Source organism: Microbacterium sp. NPDC059771 (assembly GCF_042732495.1).
In the GTDB taxonomy this organism is placed as follows: Bacteria; Actinomycetota; Actinomycetes; order Actinomycetales; family Microbacteriaceae; genus Microbacterium; species Microbacterium sufflavum.
Map to the genome: position 1 here is coordinate 510,116 of NZ_JBHWHK010000002.1, position 17,460 is coordinate 527,575.

General features: G+C 71.1%; 16 protein-coding genes. 14 read left to right on the forward strand and 2 right to left on the reverse strand.

Annotated elements, in window-relative coordinates; genetic code table 11:
- The first annotated feature begins 166 nt into the window (after positions 1-166).
- The 5 genes from ACFV3I_RS16355 (at position 167) to ACFV3I_RS16375 (ending at position 5,266) form a co-directional block, all read left to right on the forward strand.
- A complete protein-coding gene (locus ACFV3I_RS16355) occupies positions 167-1,270 on the forward strand; it encodes an ABC transporter substrate-binding protein (RefSeq protein ID WP_206252883.1) in 1,104 nt (367 codons plus the stop codon).
- Complete coding sequence (locus ACFV3I_RS16360) at positions 1,270-2,067, forward strand: ABC transporter ATP-binding protein (RefSeq protein WP_136029602.1); 798 nt, start codon at positions 1,270-1,272, stop codon at positions 2,065-2,067. Before ACFV3I_RS16355 ends, ACFV3I_RS16360 begins: the two co-directional genes overlap by 1 nt.
- The gene (locus ACFV3I_RS16365) at positions 2,060-2,908 is read left to right on the forward strand and encodes an ABC transporter permease (RefSeq protein ID WP_136029600.1); all 849 of its coding nucleotides are present in this window, start codon (positions 2,060-2,062) and stop codon (positions 2,906-2,908) included. The genes ACFV3I_RS16360 and ACFV3I_RS16365 overlap by 8 nt, the downstream gene beginning before the upstream one ends.
- A gap of 104 nt (positions 2,909-3,012) precedes the next feature.
- A complete protein-coding gene (locus ACFV3I_RS16370) occupies positions 3,013-4,389 on the forward strand; it encodes an NtaA/DmoA family FMN-dependent monooxygenase (RefSeq protein WP_378823644.1) in 1,377 nt (458 codons plus the stop codon).
- The gene (locus ACFV3I_RS16375) at positions 4,382-5,266 is read left to right on the forward strand and encodes a ribokinase (RefSeq protein ID WP_378823646.1); all 885 of its coding nucleotides are present in this window, start codon (positions 4,382-4,384) and stop codon (positions 5,264-5,266) included. The genes ACFV3I_RS16370 and ACFV3I_RS16375 overlap by 8 nt, the downstream gene beginning before the upstream one ends.
- A 32-nt stretch (positions 5,267-5,298) precedes the next feature.
- On the opposite strand, the gene ACFV3I_RS16380 is transcribed toward ACFV3I_RS16375, so the two are convergent.
- The gene (locus tag ACFV3I_RS16380) at positions 5,299-6,000 is read right to left on the reverse strand and encodes a PadR family transcriptional regulator (RefSeq protein ID WP_378823648.1); all 702 of its coding nucleotides are present in this window, start codon (positions 5,998-6,000) and stop codon (positions 5,299-5,301) included.
- A 101-nt stretch (positions 6,001-6,101) separates the two neighbouring features.
- On the opposite strand from ACFV3I_RS16380, the gene ACFV3I_RS16385 reads away from it, so the two are divergent.
- Both ACFV3I_RS16385 and ACFV3I_RS16390 read left to right on the forward strand, forming a co-directional pair.
- On the forward strand, positions 6,102-6,611 hold the full coding sequence (locus ACFV3I_RS16385) for a flavin reductase family protein (RefSeq protein ID WP_378823650.1): 510 nt from the start codon (positions 6,102-6,104) through the stop codon (positions 6,609-6,611).
- The gene (locus ACFV3I_RS16390) at positions 6,608-7,051 is read left to right on the forward strand and encodes a riboflavin kinase (protein ID WP_136036598.1); all 444 of its coding nucleotides are present in this window, start codon (positions 6,608-6,610) and stop codon (positions 7,049-7,051) included. Before ACFV3I_RS16385 ends, ACFV3I_RS16390 begins: the two co-directional genes overlap by 4 nt.
- 102 nt (positions 7,052-7,153) lie before the next feature.
- Here ACFV3I_RS16390 and ACFV3I_RS16395 read toward each other — a convergent pair whose 3' ends face one another.
- On the reverse strand, positions 7,154-8,662 hold the full coding sequence (locus ACFV3I_RS16395) for a PucR family transcriptional regulator (protein WP_136029591.1): 1,509 nt from the start codon (positions 8,660-8,662) through the stop codon (positions 7,154-7,156).
- Between the two features lie 93 nt (positions 8,663-8,755).
- Here ACFV3I_RS16395 and gabT point away from each other — a divergent pair, with 93 nt between their 5' ends.
- The 7 genes from gabT (at position 8,756) to ACFV3I_RS16430 (ending at position 17,456) form a co-directional block, all read left to right on the forward strand.
- Entirely contained in the window at positions 8,756-10,117 is a 1,362-nt protein-coding gene (gene gabT / locus ACFV3I_RS16400; protein ID WP_378823653.1) for a 4-aminobutyrate--2-oxoglutarate transaminase, read from the forward strand.
- A gap of 92 nt (positions 10,118-10,209) precedes the next feature.
- Positions 10,210-11,592, forward strand: a complete 1,383-nt coding sequence (locus tag ACFV3I_RS16405; RefSeq protein ID WP_378823655.1) for a flavin monoamine oxidase family protein — start codon at positions 10,210-10,212, stop codon at positions 11,590-11,592.
- Complete coding sequence (locus ACFV3I_RS16410; protein ID WP_136036501.1) at positions 11,592-12,476, forward strand: universal stress protein; 885 nt, start codon at positions 11,592-11,594, stop codon at positions 12,474-12,476. Before ACFV3I_RS16405 ends, ACFV3I_RS16410 begins: the two co-directional genes overlap by 1 nt.
- Positions 12,476-14,023 (forward strand): APC family permease, encoded by a 1,548-nt coding sequence (locus ACFV3I_RS16415; protein WP_378823657.1) that lies wholly within the window; start codon positions 12,476-12,478, stop codon positions 14,021-14,023. The genes ACFV3I_RS16410 and ACFV3I_RS16415 overlap by 1 nt, the downstream gene beginning before the upstream one ends.
- 24 nt (positions 14,024-14,047) lie before the next feature.
- On the forward strand, positions 14,048-15,514 hold the full coding sequence (locus ACFV3I_RS16420; protein WP_136034420.1) for an NAD-dependent succinate-semialdehyde dehydrogenase: 1,467 nt from the start codon (positions 14,048-14,050) through the stop codon (positions 15,512-15,514).
- Positions 15,515-15,536: 22 nt separating this feature from the next.
- Positions 15,537-16,901, forward strand: a complete 1,365-nt coding sequence (locus ACFV3I_RS16425) for an NAD-dependent succinate-semialdehyde dehydrogenase (protein WP_136036151.1) — start codon at positions 15,537-15,539, stop codon at positions 16,899-16,901.
- 117 nt (positions 16,902-17,018) lie between these two features.
- Positions 17,019-17,456: a pyridoxamine 5'-phosphate oxidase family protein gene (locus tag ACFV3I_RS16430; protein WP_136034416.1), complete on the forward strand. Its 438-nt coding sequence runs from the start codon at positions 17,019-17,021 to the stop codon at positions 17,454-17,456.
- Positions 17,457-17,460 lie beyond the last annotated feature (4 nt).

Below are 17,460 nucleotides of genomic sequence, written 5' to 3' on the forward strand. Positions count from 1 at the left end.
GCCCCGCATGCACGACGGTGTTCCGCGTGCACGACCCGACGGTCGGGAGAGTCGTGCGCCCGTCGCCCGATCGTGCCGGATGAACTTAGTTTGATCTTGCTTAGTCAAGATTGACTATGTTACTTTCATCGAGCCATCAATGACGAACGGCCGAGAAGGGACCCTCATGGCTACTTCCTCTGCGGAAACCCGATTCCGCACCACTGCCACCCTGACGTGCGTTCTCGCCGCCACGCTGACGCTCGGAGCATGCTCCGCGCAGACGCCGGGCGGCGATACCGCCCCCACGAGCGCAGACGGATCCGACGCCTGCCAGCGCAACCAGGACGCCGGCACCATCACCTACATCTCCGGCTACGGCTACTCCGCCAGCGCCGGGCAGCTCGACGTGTTCCTCGCGAAGGAGCTCGGCTACTTCGACGACCTCTGCCTCGATGTCGAGATCAACGCCTCCGGCGCGAACGGACAGCAGCTCGTCGCCTCCGGTCAAGCGCAGTTCACCGCCCTCGGCTCCGCGTCCGACGTGATGCTCGCCGCCGCCAACAGCAAGAACCTCACGGCCGTCGCGACCTACGGCACGACCCCGCCGTTCTCGATCTTCGGCAACGAGAAGCTCGAGGACCTCACCGACCTCGAGGGCGGCTCGCTCGGCTACTTCATCAACCTCACGCCCATCGCCTCGGCCATGCTCGACGAGGCCGGCGTCGACGTGTCGAAGGTCGAGATGGTGAAGATGACCAACTACGACCCCACCGTGGTCGTGCGCGAGCAGGTCGACGCGATCGTCGGCTACGCCTCCAACCAGCCGCAGACCCTCAAGGCGCAGGACCTCCCGTTCAGCGAGTTCCTGCCGTCCGACCTCGGCGTCGAGGGCACCTACAACGTGATGGAGGTGAACTCGCGTTTCCTCGCCGAGCACCGCGAGGTCGCCGCCGACTTCCTGCGCGCGAGCCTCAAGGCACTGCAGTTCTGCCTCGACGAGTCCGACGAGTGCATCGACATGCTCGCCGAGCTCGCGGAGGAGAACGGCCAGGGCGCCGCGTTCCCGCGCGACCAGCTCGCCCGCACGTGGGAGGTCGAGTCGGCCTGGGTGCGCGAGAGCGCGGGCGGCAACCCCGGCGTGCAGACCGAGGCCATGTGGGAGCCCGAGTACGAGATCGTGCAGGAGTACGGCGACGTGAAGAACCTGCCCGCGATCGCCGACATGATGGACCCCGACCTGGTGGCCGACCTCTACGACGGCGACGAGCTCATCTGGACGGCGAAGTGATGACCGCGGCCACAGGCGCCGGCGTCGAGGTGCGCAACGTCTCGAAGTCGTTCGGGGTCGACGGAGCCAGGGTCACCGTGCTCGACGACGTGAGCCTCACGATCGGCATGGGCGAGTTCGTGTCGGTGATCGGCCCGAGCGGCTGCGGCAAGTCGACGCTGCTCAAGGTCGTCGCCGGGCTCCTCGACGCCGACTCGGGCACCGTGACCATCGACGGCGAGAGCGTCACCGCGGCATCCCGCGACAAGAAGATCGGCCTCGTGCCGCAGTCGCCCGCCCTGCTTCCGTGGAAGACCGTGCGCGAGAACGTCGAGCTCCCCGTGCGGATCAACCGCGGGGCGAACGGCGACCGCGCCCTCCGCGATCCCGCGGAGCTGCTGTCGACCTTCGGCCTCGGGCATGCCCTGAAGAAGTACCCCGGGCAGCTGTCCGGCGGCATGCAGCAGCGCGCCGCGATCGCCAGGGCCTTCGTGTTCGACCCGGCGATCATGCTGATGGACGAACCGTTCTCGGCCCTCGACGAGATGAACCGCGACCTGCAGCGCATCGCCCTGCTGGACTTCTGGCAGTCCAACCGCAAGGCCGTCATGTTCGTCACGCATTCCGTGCCCGAGGCCATCATGCTCTCGGACCGGATCGTGGTGATGGCCGCCCACCCCGGGCGCATCGCCGAGGTGATCGACGTGAACCTGCCGCGGCCCCGCACCGAGGAGGCGTACGCCACCGACGAGTTCCGCGACCTGGAAGCAGTCGTGCGCGGTGCGCTGCGCGCGCAGACGGAGAAGGCCCATGTCTGAGCTGACCATGAGAGACACCACCGCCACCCTCGCCACCGCGCGCCTGCGCGAGACCCCCCGCCGCGGCGTGCCGTCGTGGCTGCGCTGGGGATCGTGGCTGCCCACCCTCATCACCTTCGTGATCGCGGCGCTGCTGTGGCAGATCGTCGCATGGACCAACCCCTATGTGCTGCCCACGCTGGAGGCGATCGGAGGAAGCCTCGTCGACGACGCGGGCATGTACTGGTCGAACTTCCTGGTGACGCTGCTCGAAGTGGTGGTCGGCGCCTCGGCCGGCATCCTCGCCGGGTTCCTGCTGGCGGTGGTGATGGCCGAGTTCCAGATCATCGAACGGGCCGTCATGCCGCTCGTGATCATCGTGATGGTCACGCCGATCGTCGCGATCGCCCCCGCGCTGGTCGTCGCGTTCGGCTTCGGCATGGTGCCGAAGTTCATCGTGACCGGGCTGGTGGTGTTCTTCCCGATGCTGGTCAACTCGCTCGCCGGACTCCGCGACGTCGACCAGAAGGCGCTCGACGTGTTCAAGACCCTGCATGCCTCGCGGTGGGAGATCTTCCGCGAACTGCGATTCCCGGGCAGCATGCCCTACGTCTTCGCCGGGCTGCGGATCGCCCTGCCGCTGGCCGTGGTCGGAGCCGCGGTCGCGGAGTTCGTCGCCGCCGGGCAGCAGGCCGGCCTCGGCTCGCTCGTCACCACCTCCGCCGCACAGGCGAACCTCCCCGTCACCTGGGCCAGCATCGCGCTGCTCTGCCTGCTCGGCGTGCTCCTGATCGTGCTTCTCGCGGTCGTGCGCAAGCGCGTCCTGTGGTGGAGCGACGGCGAGGTCACCGCCAAGGGCTGACCCGGCCCCACCCGCCCCGGGGGTGCGCCGCCGCCCCCGGGGTTCCCCCGGCGTGCCCGGACACCCCACGACGACACCACCCACCCACAAGGAAGGCACCCGCCATGACCGATCACCCCGTGAAGCAGCTGCGGCTCGGACTCTTCGAGAACGCGCAGGCGAACGACTCCGGCACTGCGACCTGGCGCCACCCCGACAACGGGCGCTACCTCTTCGACCGGCTGGACTACTGGCGCGACACCGCGCGCCTGGCGGAGGACGCGGGCTTCGACTTCCTGTTCCTCGCCGACGCGTGGGGGTGGGCCGACGTCGCGGGCGAGCGTCCCGACATCTGCTCGATCGAAGGCCTCGACCTGCCGCGACTCGACCCCGCCGTGCTCCTCGCGGCGCTCATTCCGCAGACCACGCGCCTCGGACTCGTCGCCACCGGGTCGACGCTGCTGGAGCCGCCCTACGCGTTCGCGCGGCGCATGGCCAGCCTCGACATCCTGTCCGGCGGGCGCATCGGCTGGAACGTCGTCACGACCGGCACCGCCGACACCGCCGTGCAGGGCTTCGGGGTGCCGATGGTCGGGCACGACGAGCGCTACCTGATGGCCGACGACTTCATGCAGGTCGTGTACAAGCTGTGGGAGCAGGCGTGGGAGGAGGGGGCGCTCGAGCGCGACAAGTCCGGCCGCTTCGCCGACCCGGCCAAGGTGCACCGCATCGCGCACGACGGCCCGTACTTCCGCTCGCACGGCTACGGCAACACGCAGCGCTCGCCGCAGGGCACCCCGGTGCTGTTCCAGGCGGGCGCGTCTCCGGCCGGCCGCGAGTTCGGCGGCAAGCACGGCGAGGCGATCTTCGTCGGCAGCGGCTCGGTCGAGCAGCTCCGCGGCCACGCGACCGCGATCCGCGGAGAGGCCGTGAAGAACGGCCGCGCCGCGCACGAGGTCAAGATCATGTCCGCGTTCGCCGCCGTCGTCGGCAGCACCGAGGAGGAGGCTCGTCGCACGTACGCCGAGGTCGCCGACGCCCAGAACCCCGAGGTCACGGTCGCCTCCTACGCCTGGTTCACCGGCCTCGACCTGTCGTCGTACGACCCGGGCACGCCCATGTCGGAGCTGAGCACGGAGCTGTCGCAGACCCAGGTCGCGCGCTTCGCCGACAAGACCGTGGGCGACGTGCTGGGCGACTGGCACGCGCACGGCGTCGGCGCCCGCCCGCTCGTCGGCACCGCGGAGCAGGTGGCCGACCGGATGATCGCGCTCGCCGACGGCGCCGACCTCGACGGCTTCCTGTTCGCCCCGGTCATCCCGCCGGCGTCTACGAAGGACTTCATCGAGCATGTGCTGCCGATCCTGAAGGAGCGCGGCGCGATCGCCGAGCCGTCCGACGAGCCGCAGTCGCTGCGCGAGCGGCTGATGGGAACCCCGACGCCCGCGCTGGCTGAGTCGCACGTGGGTTCGACGTACCGCCGGTCGATGGCGCGTGTCTGACGAGCTGTCCGGCGTCGCTGTCGTGGGGAGCGCGAACCTCGATCTGGTGGTCGAGGTGTCGCGCCCCCCGCGCATCGGCGAGACACTGCTGGGCCGCGCCGGCGGCCGTTTCGCGGGCGGCAAGGGCCTGAACCAGGCGGTCGCCGCGGCCCGCAGCGGCGCGCCGACGCGGTTCTGCGGCGTGGTCGGGACGGACGAGGGCGCCGCGCTGCTGGAGCGCACGCTCGTCGACGCCGGGGTGACCTCGGCCCTGCGCCGCTCGGATACCGCCCCGACCGGGGTCGCGCACGTGCTGGCGCTGGAGGGCGGCGACAACAGCATCATCGTCGCGGCCGGCGCGAACGCGGAGCTGTCGACGGAGGATGCGGTCGCCGGGGTCTCCGGGGCCGCGGTCGTGCTGGCGCAGCTCGAGGTGCCGGTGCCCGCGGTGTCGGCGGCACTGCGGGCGGCGCGCGACGCCGGCGCCACGACCGTGCTGAACGCCGCCCCCGCCCACGCGGCGACTCTCGGGCTGCTGGAGTGCGTGGACGTGCTCGTGGTGAACGAGACGGAGTGCGCGGAGCTCGGCGGCATCGACCTCCTGCACCGCGCCGGGGCAGCGACCGTGGTGCTCACGCGCGGCGCTGGGGGAGTGGACCTGCACCGCACCGGTCGCCCGGTTGTGCACGTCGAGGCGTTCCGTATCGATCCGGTCGACACGACGGGCGCGGGCGACGCGTTCTGCGGCGCGCTCGCCGGTGCGCTCGCCCGTCGGGTGCCGGTGGAGGACGCCCTCGCCCTCGCGTGCGCCGCGGGGGCGATCGTGGCGCTGCACCGGGGAGCGACCACTCCGGCGCTCACGCCCGAGGCGCTGGCGGAGCTGACGGCGACGCGCTGAGGCCGGTCCGGAGGGGGCGGCGCGGGGTGCGGTCAGTCCTTCGCGGTGCTCTTCGTCGCCGTCTTCGCGGGGCTCTTCTTCGCCGTCGTTGCGGTGCTCTTCGTCGCCGTCTTGGCGGTGCTCTTCGTCGTGGCGGCCGCCGCCTCCCGCTCCGGCGTCGTGTCCTCGGCCGTCTCGCCCGCGAAGGCGTACTCCCCGGCCCGCAGTCGTTCCAGCAGGTCGAGCAGCCACTGCTTCTCGGCGGTGAGCCGGGCGGTCGAGAGGTCGAAGATCTCGCGCACGTACTTCGGCGTGGTCTCGGAGCGCAGCGTGTCCTGCACGTCGAAGCCGTTCTGCGTGATGATCGCGTCGCTCTTGATGAGGCGGTGCTCCAGGCCCGCGATGACCTCCTGGCGGCTCAGCACGAACATGAACGAGGCGACGGTCATGATCGCCTGGGTGTCGAAGGCCGCCACGTTCCAGAGGTTCTCGCGTAGCATCCGCTGCAGCTCGACCTCGCCCGATGGGGTGATGCGGTACGTGGTGCGGGCGGGGCGCTTGCCCTCGGCCTCGGTGCCGCTCTCCGTGATGTACCCGTCGACCTCCAGGGCCCGGAGGGCGTTGTAGATCGAGCCGGGCTGGATGTGCGCCCACTCGTCGACGTGCCAGGTCATCAGTTCTCGCCGGAGGAAGTAGCCGTGTACCGGCTGGAACTGCTTCACGGCGCCGAGGACGACGAGACGGGTGGTCGACATGTCGTTCATGCTAACGGCTGGGATGCGCCTTCCCGGTTGTTTGAGTGGTCAAATTTGTCTATAGTCGCCTTAGTCAAAGTTGACTATCGAAAGGACTCGTGATGACCACTGCCGTGACCGATGCCCTGCCGCGCGACCGTGCGCTCCGTCGTGCCTTCTCGGTCTATCCCACGGGGGTGGTCGCCCTCGCGGCCGTCGTGGACGACCGCGCCGTCGGGATGGCGGTCAACTCCTTCACCTCGATCTCCCTGGAGCCCGCCCTCGTCGCGGTCAGCGCCGCCCGCACCTCGAAGACCTGGCCGGTGCTGCGTGCCGTCCCGGAACTGGGGATGAGCGTCCTCGCGGCACACCACGAACCGCTCAGCCGCTCCCTGTCCGCGCGGGAGGGGGACCGGTTCGGGGGTCACGCCTGGCACCGCACCGACCGCGGGGCCGTGCTGGTGGCCGACGCCGCGCTCTGGCTCACCTGCCGTCTGCACAGCACGTTCGACGGTGGCGATCACGAGATCGCTCTGTACGAGATCCAGGACGTGACGCTCTTCGACGACGTCGAGCCGCTCGTGTTCCACCAGAGCCGCTACCGCGCGATCTCTCCCGCCGCAGGCGTGTGAGCGCACCCGTCCGCGAGATCGCCGGAGTGGTCGTCACCGGCGACGGTCGAGGACGCGACCTCGGGTTCCCGACCGCCAACCTCGCCCTCGACGGCCCCGGTCTCCCCGCCGACGGCATCTACGCCGCGCTGGCCTGGCTCGACGACGAGCAGGAGGGGATGCCCGCGACCGTGAGCGTGGGTGCCAACCCGACCTTCCACGGCAGCCGGGAGCGCCGGGTGGAGGTGCACCTGCACGACACGGACCTCGACCTGTACGGGCACCGCCTCCGGGTCGAGCTGCTCTCGCTGCTGCGCCCGACGCTCTGCTTCGACACCGTCGCGGCCCTCGTAGCCCAGACCGCCGCCGACATCGAGCGTGCCGGGGCCCTCCTCGCGACGGTGCCGCGGGCGCGCACCGGACGCCCGGCCTCGCGCCGAGGGCACGGTTTCTCCGCGTGAACAGGCGGGGTGGTCGGCAGCAAGCCGCGCACTCGGCGAGGGGATGGGGCCGCGCGGGATGAGGTGGCGCGGGCCTGAGCCGGTGCAGGGGCGGGGCGCGGGTCAGTCGCGCGCGGTCTGCAGCAGCGCCCAGAGCTCGGCGCGGGCGGGGAACGACGCCAGATCCACGCCCAGCATCGCCCCGGCCTGCGCGACCCGCGAGCGCAGGGTGTGCCGGTGGATGCCCAGCGCCGCGGCGGCCGGCTCCGCGCGTGCGTCGTGCTCCAGCCAGACCCGCAGCGTGTGCTCGAGCCCGGTGCCGCCCGCCGCGTCCTGCTCGCGCAGCGGCGCCAGGCGCGACTCCGCCACCAGCCGCGCCTCGTCGGTCGCCAGCGCCGTGAGGATGTTCGCACCCACGGTGTCCGCGTAGCGCACGACGGCCGCAGACGCGGGTTGCCGCAGGGCCGTCAGCGCCTGGGCGTGCGCACGGGAGAAGACCGCGTAGCCCTCGGGGCCGGAGACTCCGATGCGGATGCCGAAGCGCTCGGCGACCTCGTCCAGCAGCCCCTCGTCGCCCGAGGACACGCACATCGTCAGGCCCTCGGGCGACTCCGCCAGGAACGACACCGTGCCGTGGTCCGCCCGGCGCCGCTCCCACCAGTCGACCAGCGGTCCGGCCGGGGCGTCGGCGGCGACCGCCACCACGATCGGTGCCGGAGGGAGGGCGCCGAGCACGCGGCGGGCGAGCGCGGGGTCGTCGGCCAGCAGCGACTGCAGCAGCTGGGTGTGCAGGCGGCGACGGCTCCTGGCGAGCTGCTCGCTCTGCTCCAGCGCCAGTCCGGCCATCGCGATCACCGAGGTCACGACCGACCGGGCCTCCGCGTCCAGCGTCTCGGCGGCGACCGCGATCACCCCGCGCAGGTGCCCTCCGCGCCCGACGGTGAAGAGCATGAAGGTGTGTGCGTCGATCGTGAGAGACTGCCCCGCCTCCAGTCCACGGCCCAGGATCTCCAGCACGCGGTCGGCGAGCAGATCGAGCGTGGCGGTGTCGACCGCATCACGCGGATGGGCGAACAGCAGCGCCCCTGCCGCGTCGTACATGCCCGCCCAGACGTCGAGCCGGCGGCCGAGCTCCGCGACGATCGCGTCGAGGCCGCGCGGGCGGAGGGCGGCCAGGGCGAGCGCGCGCTGCGTGTCCAGCGCCCAGGAACGGCGGGCGTACGCCTGGGCCGCGATGGCCTCGGAGTGTGCGCGGGCGACGGCGATGAACGGCGTGCGGTAGGGCACCTCGAACAGGGGGATGCCGTGTGCGGCGCAGGCGGCGATGAGCTCGTCCGGGATCCCGGAGCGGTGCACCTCGGTGCCGAAGCCGAGCCCGAGCACGCCGCGGTCGGCCAGCCGCCCGACGTAGGAGGGGATGTCCGCGGCGCCGTCGAACTGCGTGCCCGTGGTGAGCAGCGCCAGATCCTCGGACAGGAAGGGCGTCGGGTCTGCGAGGTCGGAGCCGTGCACCCACCGCAGCGGCCGGTCGAGGGCGCCGTCGGGCAGGGCGTGCTCGTCGGACACGAGCGTCAGGCCGAGGTCCCTGCGCTGGAGCAGGGACCGCAGCGTGGGGGCGTCGGTGGGGGCCATGGGCTTCCGGTTTGTACGAGGTGGCGAATCCGCTGCTCAGATTGTACAGACCGGCGAATGCGACCCTCCCGGCGGCGGTCGTACGCTCGCGACATGGCACTCCTCGACACCGCAGCACCCGCAACCCCCCTCGGCGGCCCCGACCTCCCGCAGGAGCGTCGCCTCGTCACGGAACTCCCCGGCCCGCGCTCGGCCGAGGTCCTCGCCCGCAAGGCCGACGCCGTCGCCGCCGGTGTCGGCCACACCGTGCCGGTCGCCGCCGTCGCCGCGGGCGGCGGAGTGGTCGTCGACGCCGACGGCAACTCGCTCATCGACCTCGGCTCCGGCATCGCCGTCACCACGGTCGGCAACGCGCACCCCAAGGTCGCCGCGGCCGTCGCCGTTCAGGCCGCGCAGTTCACCCACACGTGCTTCATGATCTCGCCCTACGAGTCGTACGTCGGGGTGGCCGAGGCGCTGAACCGGGTCACCCCCGGCGACTTCGCCAAGAAGAGCGCGCTGTTCAACTCGGGCGCCGAGGCGGTCGAGAACGCGATCAAGATCGCCCGCAAGCACACCGGACGCCAGGCCGTCGTGGCGTTCGACCACGGTTACCACGGCCGCACCAACCTCACGATGGCGCTGACCGCCAAGTCGATGCCGTACAAGAGCGGCTTCGGCCCGTTCGCCCCCGAGGTGTACCGCGCCCCGATGTCGTACCCGTTCCGCGACGGCCTCGAGGGCGCGGAGGCCGCGGCCCGCGTGATCCTGCAGCTCGAGAAGCAGATCGGCGCGGACAACCTCGCCGCCGTCATCATCGAGCCGATCCAGGGCGAGGGCGGCTTCATCGTCCCCGCCGAGGGCTTCCTCCCCGCGATCGTCGAGTGGTGCCGCGCGAACGGCGTGGTCTTCATCGCCGACGAGGTGCAGACCGGCTTCGCCCGCACGGGCCACATGTTCGCCAGCGAGATCTTCGGCATCGAGCCCGACCTCATCACCACGGCCAAGGGCATCGCGGGCGGCCTGCCGCTGGCCGCGGTCACCGGTCGCGCCGAGATCATGGACGCCTCGCACTCGGGCGGCCTCGGCGGCACCTACGGCGGCAACCCGATCGCGTGCGCCGCGGCCCTCGCCGCGATCGACGTGTTCGAGAACGACGGCGTGATCGAGCGCGCCCGCGAGATCGGCGAGATCCTCATCGGCCGCCTCACCGCGCTGCAGTCCGACGACGCCCGCATCGGCGACGTGCGCGGACACGGCGCGATGGTCGCGGCCGAGTTCGTCGACCCCGAGACCAAGGCCCCCGACGCCGCGCTCACCGCCGCGGTCGCGAAGGCCTGCATCGCGCAGGGCGTGATCGTGCTCACGTGCGGCACCTACGGCAACGTCATCCGCTTCCTGCCGCCGCTGTCGATCGGCGACGAGCTGCTGAACGAGGGCCTCGACGTCGTCGCGCAGGCGCTCGCCTCGGCCTGACCCCGCTGTCCGGCCGCGTCCCCGGATCGGGGGATTTCGGGACGCGGCCGGTACTTCATCCCCCACATCCCCCGACGACGAAGGAGTTGCAGATGGCTGAGATCACTCGCGACGTGCTGATCGTCGGCGCCGGAGCCGCAGGGCTCACGGCCGCCAACGATCTGCGCAAGGCCGGCCTGTCGGTCGCCGTGCTGGAGGCCCGCGACCGCGTGGGCGGCCGGCTGTGGACCGACGTGATCGACGGCGCCATGCTCGAGATCGGCGGCCAGTGGGTGTCGCCCGACCAGGACGCCCTGAAGGACGCGATCGAGGAGCTCGGGCTCGAGACCTACAGCCGCTACCGCGAGGGCGACAGCGTCTACGTCGGCCCTGACGGTCAGGCGCACCGCTTCACGGGCGAGATGTTCCCGGTGTCGCCGGAGACCGAGGCCGTGATCGCCCGCATCACCGGCATCCTCGACGCCCTCGTGGCCGAGATCGACCCGGACAAGCCGTGGGAGCACCCGAACGCGGCGGAGTGGGACTCCATCTCGTGGGACGCCTGGCTGCGCTCGCAGACCGACGACGACGAGGCCGTACGCAACCTCGCCTTCGCCACCGGCTCGGCGATGCTGACCAAGCCGACGCACTCCTTCTCGCTGCTGCAGTCGCTGCTCATGGCGGCCTCGGCCGGCTCCTACTCGAACCTCGTTGACGCCGACTTCATCCTCGACAAGCGCGTGGTCGGAGGCCTGCAGCAGGTGCCGCTGCGTCTCGCCGAGCGCCTGGGGGAGGACGTGCTGCTGAACCAGCCCGTCCGCAGCCTGGAGTGGTCGGATGACGGGGTCGTGGCGACCACCGACGACCTCGCGGTCCGCGCACGGTACGCGATCCTCGCGCACGCCCCCATCCTCTACAACCGCATCTCCTTCGTCCCGCCGCTGCCGCGTCGCCAGCACCAGCTGCACCAGCACCTCTCGATGGGCTTCGTCATCAAGGTGCACGCCGTCTACGACCGGCCGTTCTGGCGCGAGCAGGGCCTGAGCGGCACGGCGTTCAGCCCGTACGAGCTCTCGCACGAGGCGTACGACAACACCAACCACGGCGACGAGCGCGGCACCCTGGTCGGCTTCGTCTCCGATGCCAACGCCGACGGCGTGTTCGAGCTGTCGGCCGAGGAGCGCAAGGAGCGCATCCTCGAGTCGCTGTCGCACTACTACGGCCCGGAGGCCAAGAACCCGGTCGTGTACTACGAGAGCGACTGGGGCAGCGAGGAGTGGACGCGGGGCGCGTACGCCGCGAGCTTCGACCTCGGCGGGCTGCACCGCTACGGCGCCGACCTGCGCACGCCGGTCGGACCGATCCACTTCGCCTGCAGCGACATGGCCGGAGCGGGTTACCAGCACGTCGACGGGGCGATCCGCATGGGCCACCTCGTCGCGGCGAACATCGTCGACGCCCGCCGCGAGGCCGGCGCTCCCGAGAGCATCGGCTGATGACCGGCTCGGTCGTCGTCGGCTACACGGCGACGGACGCGGGGGCGGACGCCGCGGCGCTGGGCGCCCGGCTGGCCCGCAGCATCGGCGCGACGCTGCACCTGGTGATCGTGCTCCCCACCGAGGGCACCCGCAGCGCGGCCGTCCCGCCGGAGCGCGCGTATGAGGACGTGATCCGCACGCAGGCACGGAAGTGGCTGCAGGACGCGGTCGTGCGGCTCCCGCAGGAGCTGGTGCGCAGCGGCCACGTGCGCTTCTCCGAGTCGTTCGCGGAGGGGCTCATCGCGGCGGGCGAGGAGTTCGACGCGAGCGTGATCGTGATCGGCACCGCGGGCGGCGGCCTCTTCGGCCGTCACCGCCTCGGCAGCGTCGCATCCGAGCTGCTGCACTCCTCGCCGATCCCGGTCGCCCTCGCGCCGTCGGGGCTCGCGCAGCAGGACGACCACGTGCTCCCGCGCGTCACGGTCGCGGTCGGCACGCGTCCGGGTGCGGAGGGCGTGCTCGACCAGGCCGTCGCCCTCGCCGGGGCGGCCGAGGTCTCCCTGCGGCTGGTGTCGCTCGTGCCGTTCGACGTGCCGCCGGGCCTCGACACCGGCGCGATCCGCCTGGCCGGCAGCGAGCACGCCCACCGGGTGCTCGCGGTCGCTGCCGAGCAGCTGCCGGACGGCCTGGGCGCCGTCGTCGAGGAGGCACCGGGCGAGACGGTCGAAGACGCCGTCGCCGGGCTCTCCTGGCTCCCGGGTGAGGTGGTGCTGGTCGGCTCGAGCCGCCTGGCACAGCCGCGCCGTCTGTTCCTGGGCTCCACGGCGGCGAAGATGCTGCACGAGCTGCCCGTTCCCATGATCGTCGTCCCGCGCACCCGCAACGAAGCAGGAGACCGCTGATGAGCAGCACCAACCGGGCGACGGAGCCCGCATCCGGCGTCACGACCGGCATCTCCACGAAGGGCCTGAGTGCCGGCACCGTCGGCCTCATCGGCGCCGTCGTGATCGGCATCTCGTGCATCGCCCCCGCCTACACGTTCACGGCCGCCGTCGGCCCCACCGCGTCCGAGGTGGGCGCGCAGATCCCGGCGATCATCCTCGTCGGCTTCATCCCGATGCTCCTGGTGGCCTTCGGCTACCGCGAGCTCAACAACCGCATGCCCGACTCCGGCACGTCCTTCACCTGGGCCGCCCGCGCGTTCGGACCCTGGGTGGGCTGGATGGCCGGCTGGGGCCTGGTCGTCGCGACGATCCTGGTGCTGTCGAACCTCGCCGGGGTCGCCGTCGACTTCCTGTTCCTGCTGCTGTCGCAGATCACGGGCAACGCCGGGATCGCCGACCTGGCCGGGGTGACGTGGATCAACATCGGCGTGTGCCTGCTGTTCATGCTGGGGGCGACGTGGGTGTCGTACCGCGACATGCAGACGACCCAGAAGCTGCAGTACTGGCTGGTGGGCTTCCAGATCCTGGTGCTGGTGTTCTTCGCGGTCGCCGCGATCGTCCAGGCCGTGAGCGGCAACGGCTTCGACTACCAGCCGTTCGACCTCAACTGGTTCAACCCGTTCGCGATCTCGTCGTTCAGCGCCGTGGCGGCCGGTCTCTCCCTGTCGATCTTCATCTTCTGGGGCTGGGACGTCACGCTCACCATGAACGAGGAGACGAAGGACCCGGAGAAGACGCCGGGCCGCGCGGCCACGGTCACCGTGCTCACGATCGTCTCGCTGTACCTGCTCCTCGCCGTCGCGATGATCATGTTCGCGGGCGTGGGCACGGGCGAGCTCGGCCTCGGCAACGGCGACATCCAGGAGAACGTGTTCTTCCACCTCTCCGGACCGATCCTCGGGCCGCTCGCGTTCCTCGTGTCGCTGGCGGTGCTCACCAGCTCGGCGTCGTCGCTGCAGTCGACGTTCGTCGGTCCGGCGCGCACCCTGCTCGCGATGGGCCACTACGGCGCCCTGCCGAAGTCGTTCGCGAAGGTCAGCCCGCGGTTCTTCACCCCCGGCTACGCCACGATCGTCTCGGCCATCGTCGCCTCGGCGTTCTACGCGGTCATGCGCGTGGTCAGCGAGGACACCCTGTGGGACACGATCCTCACGCTCGGCATGATGATCTGCTTCTACTACGGCATCACCGCGTTCGCGTGCGTCTGGTACTTCCGCAAGCAGTGGTTCGACTCCACGCGCAACGTCTTCTTCACGTTCCTGTTCCCGCTGGTGGGTGGCATCATCCTCGCGATCCTGTTCTTCACCACGCTGATCGACTCGATGGACCCGGCGTACGGCTCGGGGTCGGAGATCGGCGGCGTCGGGATCGTGTTCATCCTCGGGATGCTGATCATCGTCGTGGGCATCGCGGTGATGATCTGGAACGCGATCCGCCGCCCGGCGTTCTTCCGCGGACAGACGCTGAGCATCGACGCGCCGCTGAGCCGGCGTCGTCGCCCCTAGCCCCCACTCACAGAAAGAGAACCCATGAGCACTCAGACCGAGCAGGCGCTGCTCGACAGCATCCCCACTGGACTCTTCATCGGCGGACAGTGGATCGACGGCGAGACCGGCGCCACGTTCGACGTCAAGGACCCGGCCACGAACCAGGTGATCCGCACGATCGCCGACGCCACGCCCGCCGACGGCATCCGTGCGCTCGACGCCGCGGTGGCCGCTCAGGACGAGTGGGCCGCCACCGCTCCGCGCGTGCGGAGCGAGATCCTGCGCCGCGCGTTCGACCTGGTGCAGGCGCACAAGGAAGACCTGGCGCTGCTGATGACCCTGGAGATGGGCAAGCCGCTCGCCGAGGCGCGCGGCGAGGTCGCGTACGGCGGCGAGTTCCTCCGCTGGTTCAGCGAGGAGGCCGTGCGCATCAGCGGTCGCTACGGTCTGAACCCGGAGGGCACCGGGCACATGATCGTGTCGCAGCGCCCCGTCGGGCCGTCGTTCTTCGTCACCCCGTGGAACTTCCCGTTCGCGATGGCCACCCGCAAGATCGCGCCGGCGCTCGCCGCCGGGTGCACGGTGGTCATCAAGCCCCCGGCACTCACGCCGCTCACGACCATCTTCTTCACGAAGCTGCTGGAGGAGGCGGGGCTCCCCGCCGGCGTCGTCAACGTGGTGCAGACCTCGAAGTCCAGCGCCCTGTCGGCGCCGATCATCGCGGACCCCCGGCTGCGCAAGCTGTCGTTCACGGGGTCGACCGAGGTGGGCCGCAAGCTCATCGCGCAGGCGGCCGAGGGCGTGCTGCGCGTGTCGATGGAGCTCGGCGGCAACGCGCCGTTCGTGGTGTTCGACGACGCCGACCTCGACAAGGCCGTGGAGGGCGCGCTCGCCGCGAAGTTCCGCAACATCGGCCAGGCGTGCACGGCGGCCAACCGCTTCATCGTGCACCGTGACGTGGCCGGCGAGTTCGCCAAGCGGGTGACCGAGCGCGTGAACGCGATGAAGATCGGCCGCGGCACCGAGGAGGGCGTGGCGATCGGCCCGCTCATCGACGAGGACGCGGTGGCCAAGGCGGGCGAGCTCGTCGACGACGCGGTGGAGCGCGGCGCGACCCTGCTCGCGGGCGGCAAGGCGCTCGAGGGCACCGGCACGTTCTACGAGCCCACGGTCCTCACCGATGTCGTGGCCGGCAGCGCGATCCTGCGCGAGGAGATCTTCGGCCCGGTGCTGGCGATCGCCACGTTCGAGACCGAGGACGAGGCCGTGCGCCTCGCGAACGACACCGAGTACGGCCTGGTGTCGTACGTGTTCACCGAGAACCTGCAGCGCGGTCAGCGCATGATCGACGCGCTCGAGACCGGCATGATGGGACTCAATGTGGGCGTGGTCTCCAACGCGGCGGCTCCGTTCGGCGGCGTCAAGCAGTCCGGTGTCGGACGCGAGGGCGGCTTCGAGGGCATCCACGAGTACCTGTCCACCAAGTACACGCTGATCCCGGTCTCCTGACCGGACGGCAAGAGGAGGAGACATGACCGACTACGCCGTCGTCAATCCCGCCACCGGCGAGACCCTGGCCACGTACGACACGTTCACCGATGCGCAGATCGAAGAGGCGGTCGCGGCCGCCGACGAGGCGCACCGCGAGTGGTCGCGCTCGACCACGGTCGCGGAGCGCGCACGGCTGCTGCGCCGCGCCGCCGAGCTGCATCGCGAGCGCCGCGAGGAGCTGGCCGACGTGTTCGTGCGCGAGATGGGCAAGCCGCGCGAGGCCGCGCTCGGCGAGGTCGACTTCGCCGCCGACATCGCCGAGTACTACGCGGATCAGGCCGAGGACATCATGGCCGACCAGCCCATCACGATCCTCGGCGACGGCTCGGCGATCATCCGCCGGTCGTCGCTGGGGCCGCTCGTGGGCATCATGCCGTGGAACTTCCCGGCCTACCAGATCGTGCGCTTCGCGGCGCCGAACCTGATCGTCGGCAACACGATCCTGCTGAAGCCCGCGCCGCAGTGCCCGGAGTCGTCGAGCGCGATCGAGGCGATCTACCACGACGCCGGGTTCCCGAAGGGCGCGTACCAGAACGTGCTCGCCACGAACGAGCAGATCGCCGACATGATCGCCGACCCGCGCGTGCAGGGCGTCTCGCTCACCGGCTCGGAGCGTGCGGGGGCGGCGGTGGCCGAGGTCGCCGGACGGCACCTCAAGAAGGTCGCGCTGGAGCTCGGCGGCTCCGACCCGTTCCTCGTGCTCTCGACCGACGACCTCGACGCGACGGTCCAGGCCGGCGTGGACGCGCGGCTCGACAACAACGGTCAGGCGTGCAACGGCGCCAAGCGCTTCATCATCGTCGACGAGCTGTACGACGCGTTCGTGGAGAAGTTCACGGCGGCGATGGCGGCCGTCGAGGCGACCGACCCCACGCAGGACGACACCGTGCTCGGACCGGTGTCGTCGGAGGCGGCGGCGGAGAACCTGCAGAAGCAGATCGACACCGCGGTCGCCCAGGGCGCCACGCTGCTGACCGGGGGCACGCGCGACGGGGCGTTCTTCGCGCCGACCGTGCTCGCCGACGTCACGCCGGAGATGGACGTGTACCGGGAGGAGCTGTTCGGCCCCGCCGCCGTCGTGTACCGCGTGGCCGACGAGGACGCCGCGGTGCAGCTGGCCAACGACACCACGTTCGGGCTCGGGTCGTACGTCTTCACGACCGATGAGGCCCAGGCGGAGCGGGTGGCCGACAAGATCGAGGCCGGCATGGTGTACGTCAACCTGGTTCTCGCCGACAGCCCGGAGCTGCCGTTCGGTGGCATCAAGCGCAGCGGCACCGCGCGTGAGCTCGGACACCTCGCCGCCGACGAGTTCGTCAACAAGAAGCTCATCCGCATCGGCTGAGTCCGACGCGGTGACGGTGCCCGGGGGTCGATCGGCCCCCGGGCACTGTCGCGTCCGGGCCTGTGACGTTCGGACGGGTGCTGTCCAGCCGGCGGGTCCGTGGGTGACAATGTCGGCATGAGTGTGCACAGCGACCCCGTCCGGACCCTGACCGATGCCGAGAGCTGGGAGCGCCTGCGCGGACAGGAGCTCGGACGCCTCGTGACCCACATCGGCGACACGATCGACATCTTCCCGATCAACTACGCGGTCGACGGGGACGGCATCGTGTTCCGCACCGCTCCGGGGAGCAAGCTGTTCGAACTGACCGCGAACGCCGATGTGCTGTTCGAGGTCGACGACCACACCGACGTCGACGCGTGGAGCGTGGTCGTGCGCGGGCACGCCGCGGCGCTGGAGACCGATGCCGATGTCGCGCGCGCCGAGGCCGCGGGACTGCGCCCGTGGATCCCGACCGTCAAGCGGGTGTTCGTCCGCATCGCACCCGCCTCGGTGTCGGGACGCGCGTTCCATCGTGATCCCGAGCCGGAGCGCGACGGCCCCCAGGAGTACTGACCGG

Excerpts from the sequence above, each read along its gene's own strand:
- gabT (WP_378823653.1), top strand. The coding sequence starts at position 8,756 with ATGGCACTCCTCGACACCGCAGCACCCGCAACCCCCCTCGGCGGCCCC.
- ACFV3I_RS16365 (WP_136029600.1), top strand. The coding sequence starts at position 2,060 with ATGTCTGAGCTGACCATGAGAGACACCACCGCCACCCTCGCCACCGCG.
- ACFV3I_RS16385 (WP_378823650.1), top strand. The coding sequence starts at position 6,102 with ATGACCACTGCCGTGACCGATGCCCTGCCGCGCGACCGTGCGCTCCGT.
- ACFV3I_RS16360 (WP_136029602.1), top strand. The coding sequence starts at position 1,270 with ATGACCGCGGCCACAGGCGCCGGCGTCGAGGTGCGCAACGTCTCGAAG.
- ACFV3I_RS16380 (WP_378823648.1), bottom strand. The coding sequence starts at position 6,000 with ATGTCGACCACCCGTCTCGTCGTCCTCGGCGCCGTGAAGCAGTTCCAG.
- ACFV3I_RS16425 (WP_136036151.1), top strand. The coding sequence starts at position 15,537 with ATGACCGACTACGCCGTCGTCAATCCCGCCACCGGCGAGACCCTGGCC.
- ACFV3I_RS16405 (WP_378823655.1), top strand. The coding sequence starts at position 10,210 with ATGGCTGAGATCACTCGCGACGTGCTGATCGTCGGCGCCGGAGCCGCA.
- ACFV3I_RS16430 (WP_136034416.1), top strand. The coding sequence starts at position 17,019 with ATGAGTGTGCACAGCGACCCCGTCCGGACCCTGACCGATGCCGAGAGC.
- ACFV3I_RS16370 (WP_378823644.1), top strand. The coding sequence starts at position 3,013 with ATGACCGATCACCCCGTGAAGCAGCTGCGGCTCGGACTCTTCGAGAAC.
- ACFV3I_RS16355 (WP_206252883.1), top strand. The coding sequence starts at position 167 with ATGGCTACTTCCTCTGCGGAAACCCGATTCCGCACCACTGCCACCCTG.
- ACFV3I_RS16415 (WP_378823657.1), top strand. The coding sequence starts at position 12,476 with ATGAGCAGCACCAACCGGGCGACGGAGCCCGCATCCGGCGTCACGACC.
- ACFV3I_RS16410 (WP_136036501.1), top strand. The coding sequence starts at position 11,592 with ATGACCGGCTCGGTCGTCGTCGGCTACACGGCGACGGACGCGGGGGCG.
- ACFV3I_RS16395 (WP_136029591.1), bottom strand. The coding sequence starts at position 8,662 with ATGGCCCCCACCGACGCCCCCACGCTGCGGTCCCTGCTCCAGCGCAGG.
- ACFV3I_RS16420 (WP_136034420.1), top strand. The coding sequence starts at position 14,048 with ATGAGCACTCAGACCGAGCAGGCGCTGCTCGACAGCATCCCCACTGGA.